This is a genomic window from Roseospira navarrensis, assembly GCF_009601025.1.
GTDB lineage: Bacteria > Pseudomonadota > Alphaproteobacteria > Rhodospirillales > Rhodospirillaceae > Rhodospira > Rhodospira navarrensis.
The window spans coordinates 1-5,998 of sequence record NZ_WIVE01000113.1 but is presented as its reverse complement, the minus strand read 5'-3'; the positions used below and the strand labels follow the sequence as shown (position 1 = coordinate 5,998).

Annotated in this window: 3 protein-coding genes; 1 reads left to right on the top strand and 2 read right to left on the bottom strand. The window is 71.7% G+C overall.

From position 1 onward, the window contains the following. Window positions 1–227 precede the first annotated feature (227 nt). Window positions 228–692, bottom strand: coding sequence for a DUF1489 family protein (locus tag GHC57_RS18500; RefSeq protein WP_343031212.1), 465 nt, complete (start codon window positions 690–692; stop codon window positions 228–230). Then, on the bottom strand, window positions 689–2,155 hold the full coding sequence (dnaA, locus tag GHC57_RS18495; protein ID WP_246152496.1) for a chromosomal replication initiator protein DnaA: 1,467 nt from the start codon (window positions 2,153–2,155) through the stop codon (window positions 689–691). The genes GHC57_RS18500 and dnaA overlap by 4 nt, the downstream gene beginning before the upstream one ends. Window positions 2,156–3,080: 925 nt before the next feature. Here dnaA and GHC57_RS18490 point away from each other — a divergent pair. Beyond that, window positions 3,081–5,711 (top strand): TIGR02302 family protein, encoded by a 2,631-nt coding sequence (locus GHC57_RS18490; RefSeq protein ID WP_170294971.1) that lies wholly within the window; start codon window positions 3,081–3,083, stop codon window positions 5,709–5,711. The last annotated feature ends 287 nt before the right edge of the window (window positions 5,712–5,998 follow it).

Genomic DNA, 5,998 nt, shown 5'->3' with positions numbered 1-5,998 from the left:
CCCGTGCAATCCTGGCATGCATCGCCGGACTTATCTCGCCCAAACAACCAGCATGCATATCTAACGCAAACTGAGCCTTAAAAATATAGGATGTCATCCTGAAGCCGCGAAGCGGCTGAAGGACCTCGAGCGCAGATCCCCGCCCAACTGCAAAGACCTGGAAGAGCGATCCCGTTCACCTGAGCCCGTCGCCCTGTGGACGGCGGGCGGCCGCTGCGGGGTCACGCCTACAGGAACCCCATCTCGCGCAGGGCGGCCTGCATGTCGTCGGGCATGGCGGCCACGTCGTCGGCCCCGCCCGCGCCGCCGCCGGTCCCGGTTCGCCGGTCGGGCGGCGCCTTCTCGGGCGGCAGGTAGCGCCAGCCCTGGAACGGCCGCCAGGGCCAGGCCTCGGTGTCCACCACGGTCGGATCCAGGTGGATGCGGCAGGCCGAACGGCCGGTCTCCGGGTCGGTGACCGGCTCCAGGTCCAGGATGGTCTGACGGCAGCGGACGGCGCCCTTCATCACCCAGTAGAGCGAGCCGCCCGGCACGATCTCGTCGGCGCGGCGCGGGATCATGCGGGTGGTGTGGACGAGCGCGTCGCCCACCGCCAGCCGGCGCCCGTGCTGGAGCGCGCGCAACTGGTCGGGCGCGTCAATCCCGACGCAGAGTTTCACGAGATGCAGGGGCATGGAGTCGGACGGGCTCACGTCTCCAGCATGCGCCGCAGCAGGTCCACGTCCTCGGCGAATCCGGCGTCGGTGCCGCACAACTCCTCGATCTTCTTGACCGCGTGCATCACCGTGGTGTGGTCGCGGCCGCCGAACTTGCGCCCGATCTCGGGCAGCGAGCGCTGGGTGAGCTGCTTGGACAGGTACATGGCCACCTGACGGGGCCGCGCCACGGCGCGCGACCGCCGGGCCGAGGACATGTCGGCGATGCGGATATTGTAGTGCTCGGCGACCTTCTTCTGGATCTCCTCGATGGTGATCCGTCGATCATGGGCGCGCAGCAGGTCGTGCAGCACCTCGCGGGTGGTGTCGAGCGTGATCGGCCGGCCCACGAGCTGGGCGTGGGCCACCAGCCGGGTCAGGGCGCCTTCCACCTCGCGGCCGTTGGACACGATCTTGTGGGCGATGAACTCCAGCACCTTGGGCGGCACCTCCACCCCCAGTTGCTCGGCCTTGGACGCCAGGATCCCCAGCCGCAGCTCATAGGTGGTCGGATGCAGGTCGGCCACCAGCCCCATCGCGAGACGGGAGCGCAGGCGGTTGCCGATCTCCTCCAGGTCGTTGGGCGACTTGTCGGCGGACAGCACGATCTGCCGGCCCTGGTCCACGAGGGCGTTGAAGGTGTGGAAGAACTCCTCCTGCGTGGAGTCCTTTCCGCTGATGAACTGCACGTCGTCGATCATCAGCACATCCACGGAGCGGAACTGCTCCTTGAACGAGATGGTGTCGTGCATCCGCAGCGCCCGGATGAAGCTGTACATGAACTTCTCGGCCGACAGATAGGCCACGTTCCGGTTCGGGTCCGAGGTGCGGATGTGATGGGCGATGGCGTGCATCAGGTGGGTCTTGCCCAGGCCCACGCCGCCGTACAGGAACAGCGGATTGAACGAGACCCGCTCGGATTCCGCGACGCGCTTGGCGGCGGCATAGGCGAACTCGTTCGGCTTGCCGGTCACGAAGGTGTCGAAGGTGTAGCGCGGGTCCAGGGGCGCGCCGACCACCTCTCTGGCGGGTGTGGGGTCCGGTTCGCCGCGCGCGGCGGCCGGCACCAGGCGCGGGCCCGTCCGCCCCGCGCCCGCCGCGGGCGCGGGGGCTCCGGTCGTGGGCTCGGCCGCATCCAGGTCCGGTGTCGCGATGGCGTCCGACCCGGCGGGCGCGGCCGCGCCCGCCGCGTCCGGGGCGGCGACGTCGAAGCCGATCGGCCGCTGAAGCGGGTCGGCCGCCAGCCAGATGTCCCGAATCCGGTCGGCGTAGTGGGTCAGGACCCAGTCGCGCATGAAACGGGTGGGCAGGCCGAGCGAGACGGCGCCGTCCGCCTGCACCGTCACCACCATCGGCTGCACCCAGCTCTTGTAGGCGGCCGGCCCAAATTCACGCCTGAGGTGTTGGCTCACCCGGGTCCAGAGCGGCTTGATATCCAGTTCCGGCGCAGTCGCGTCCATACCCATCCCTTCCTGGCACAGCAAACCCCCCACGTTCCCGCAGGTCCGCGTGCGAGAACACGGAATGCGGGACGTCATCCATCCATCATGTCAGGGATCCGGACCCCTCCCGGGACGCCGCCGGCGGCACACCGTTTCAGATCGCCGGGACCGGCCGACCCGCGGCCCGCAGCCATCACCGCCATTCCCTGTTCCGCAGAGAAGACCGCACGATGCCCGCCTCCCGGGTGCGCGATCAAGGGGAAAGGCCGCCGGCTCCGTCGGCGACACCATCCCCTGCGAAGTCGCCGATCCGACAACTCCGGAAAATACGGATAACAATCGTCGTCAGTCGAACGTGAGCCCTATCAAGACGCGCCTGCTTTTGTTTTCGCGAGGACCCATCTTCTCACGCCTGATGACAAGCCGCTTGCAATTAAGCCGCTTTTTTGACGATCGCTTTCCTTGGTTTCCGCTTCCTGCATCATGGCGCTCACGATACCCGCGCCGCCCGGGGCAGGCAACGGGATCGAAACAGGAACATGCAAGACCCCTCAATCGTGCATACAATATTTTGTGGTGTAGTTTAATGTCGTCGCAATATAAGCCAAATATGACCCCACCGCACGGCTGACGGCCGTGCCGCGCGCCGCATCGCCGGACCGCTCGGGCGGTCTGCGGCGCGGCTGTCCACGGACACCGCGCGCGGGCCCTGGGTGTCATCAAACGGACTGAAAAATCAGGGACCGAGGGCATGGACGGACCCCCGCGGCGGGGCCATATGCCCCCAATGTCCGACGACCAGACCGCATCCGGGCGGCCCGGGTCCGCCCCGTCGAGTCGCCCGCCGCCACCCCCTGGCGGCGGCCCGCGGCGCCGTGGATCCGGACACCCCATCGCAGCCCGGACAGGGTCCGGATCAACCTCACCTCCGGTAGGGCTGGCGGTGGCTCTGTCCTGGGCCGCGCTGGCCTGGGAGCGGGCGTGGCGGGCCCTGTGGCCGGCCCTCACCCTGCTGGGCGTCGGCCTTGCCGCCCTGGTCTCCGGGGTGTTGCCCCGCCTGCCCGGGTGGCTGCATCTGGCCGTCCTGCTGGCGCTGGCCGGGGGCGTGGCGGCCCTGCTGCTCCAGGCCGGCCGGATCTGGCGCTGCCCCACCCGGGCCGAGGCCGTATCCCGCCTGGAGGGCGGCGCGGCGCCCGGGCACCGCCCCCTGACGGCGGCCCGCGACACCCAGATGCTGGGCCGCGACGACGCCCTGTCCCGGGCCCTGTGGGCGCGCCATCAGGCCGACATGCGCGCCCGGGCGCAGGCGCTGCGGCCCCGGCCGCCCCGCCCCGGGTTGGCCGCGCGCGATCCGCGCGCCCTGCGCTTCGTGCCCCTGCTGCTGCTGTTCGCCGCGCTCACCATGGCCTGGCCCGATCCGCTGGGCCGCCTCGTGGCCGGGCTGTCGCCGCGCCTGGGCGCGCCGCCCCCGCCGGCGGTGGCCCAGGTCTGGATCACGCCGCCCGCCTACACCGGGCGCGCGCCCCTCTACATCCACGCCGCGACGGACGAGGGCGCTCCGGCCGCCCCGCCCGCCGGCGACGCCCCTGCGCCGCGTTCGGGTTCGGCCGGGCCGGAGACGCCGGACGCCGCGCGCCAGCCCGTCGGGCCCACCCCGCTGGTGCTGCCGGCCGGCGGGTCCGTGCTGGTGCTGCTGCGCGGCGGCAGCGGGCCGGGCACGCTCGATCTGGGGGCGGGCCAGCCCGAACGCCCCCTGGAGATCACCGGCGACGGCGGCCAGCGCCTGGACCTGACGGTCTCCGAGGGATCCCGTCTGCGTCTGACCCAGGACGGCGCCGTGCTGGTGGACCGGCCGCTGCACGTCGTCGCCGACCTGCCGCCCGAAGTGGCCTGGGCCGCCCCGCCCGAGGGCGATGACCGGGGCCGGCTCGCCCTGTCCTACCGCGCGGTGGACGACCACGGCGTGACCGGCGTGACCCTGGCGGTCCGCGCGGCGGGCGATCAGGCGCTGGGCGACCCGGCGGACCTGGATCTGTCCGTGCCGCCGGACGGCGTCGGCGGCGTGGAGGCCGCGCGCGACCTCAGCGCCCACCCCTGGGCGGGCACGGCGGTCGCGCTGCGCCTGACGGCCGAGGACGGCGCCGCGCAGACGGGCGCCAGCGAACAGATTGATGTGATCCTGCCCGAGCGCCGGTTCTCCCACCCGGTGGCCCAGGCCGTCGTGGATCTGCGCCGCGCCCTGGTCATGCGCCCCGACCGCGCGCACGCGGCGGCGCAGGGGCTGCTCGGGCTGGCGCGGGACCCGGCCGCCTACGACGACCGGCTGGCGGTTCACCTGGGCCTGTCCACCGCCGCCGCCCGGCTGGCCTTCGCCCCGGACGGGCGCGCCCGCACCGAGGATCTGGCCCTGCTGTGGTCGATCGCGCTGGCGCTGGAGGACGGCACCCTGACCGTCGCCCGCGATGACCTGCAGGCGGCCCGCGAGGCCCTGCGCGAGGCGCTGGAGCGGGACGCGCCGCGCGAGGAGATCGAGCGCCGTCTGGCGGACCTGCGCGAGGCCCTCGACCGCATGATGCGCGAACTCGCCGAGGCCATGCCGTTGCTCGACATGCCGCCCATGGACCTGCCCATGCCGCAGGGCATGGAGATGGTGAGCCCCGAGGACATCCAGCGGATGATGGATCGCCTGTCAGACCTGACCGAACTGGGGGCCGACGAGGCGGCTCAAGCCATGCTCGACCAGTTGGAGCGGATGCTGGAGCGGCTGGAATCGGCCCGGCCGCCGACCCGGGCGGAGATGGAGGCCATGGCCCGGGCCAACGAGATGATGCAGCGCCTGCAGGAGCTGGCCCGCCGGCAGCGCGCGCTTCTGGACGAGACCTTCCGCGCCGATCCGGAGGCCGCCGAACGCCGGCAGACCCCGGGCCTGTCCCTGGACCGGCCGTTTCCCGATCTGCCGTTCCCGAGCATGCCGCCGCGACCGGGCGGGAACGACCGGGCGGGCGACGGCCAGAGCCCGGACCCGCAGCGCCAGAGCGAGACGGCCCGCGACCTCCAGGAGCGCCAGCGGGCGTTGCGGGAGGCGCTGGAGGACCTGATGGCCGATCTGGGTGAGATGACCGATCAGGTGCCGGAGCAACTGGGCGAGGCCGACATGGCCATGCGGGAGGCGGAGCGGGCGCTCTCCGAGGGCGATACCGGCGCCGCCGCCCAGGCCCAGGGCCGCGCCCTGGAGGCCCTGACGCAGGGCCAGGGTCAGGCCATGGGCCAGATGATGGGGCCGGGCGGTCCCGGCGGCATGGGCATGATGGGCCTGCCCCTCCCCGGCTTCGGGCTCCAGCCCGGTGGCCCCGGGATGCCCGGACAGATGGGGCCGGGGTTCCGGCCCGGACCGGGCCGCGACCCCTTCAACCGGCCCTCGGGCGGCGTGGACGATGACTCGGTGGACGTGCCGACCGAGCCGGACACCCGTCGCGCCCACGAGATCCTGCGCGAACTGCGCCGCCGCGCCAACGAGCCGGAGCGGCCGGCCCCGGAAAAGGACTACCTGGACCGGCTGATGGAGCCGTTCTGACGGAACGCGGGGCGCGGCTGGTCGCCGTGGCGAAATCGCGCACATTCAGGGTGGAAATTTTCCCGTTTCGGCTGCGCGGGTGCGTGCGGATGGCCAACTGCCGTCCATGGTGTGTGTTCGGCCCCGGCCAGCAACCAATATGTTGCAAGATGTGCCGTCGGCGGGCGAAGACAAGCACCGCATTGATATTTATCAATCACAATCCCCTTGAAGGCTTATCCCTTTGAGTCCGGGACCACATCATGTGGTGACAGGTGGCCTGAAACGGCGTAGAACATAACGTGAAC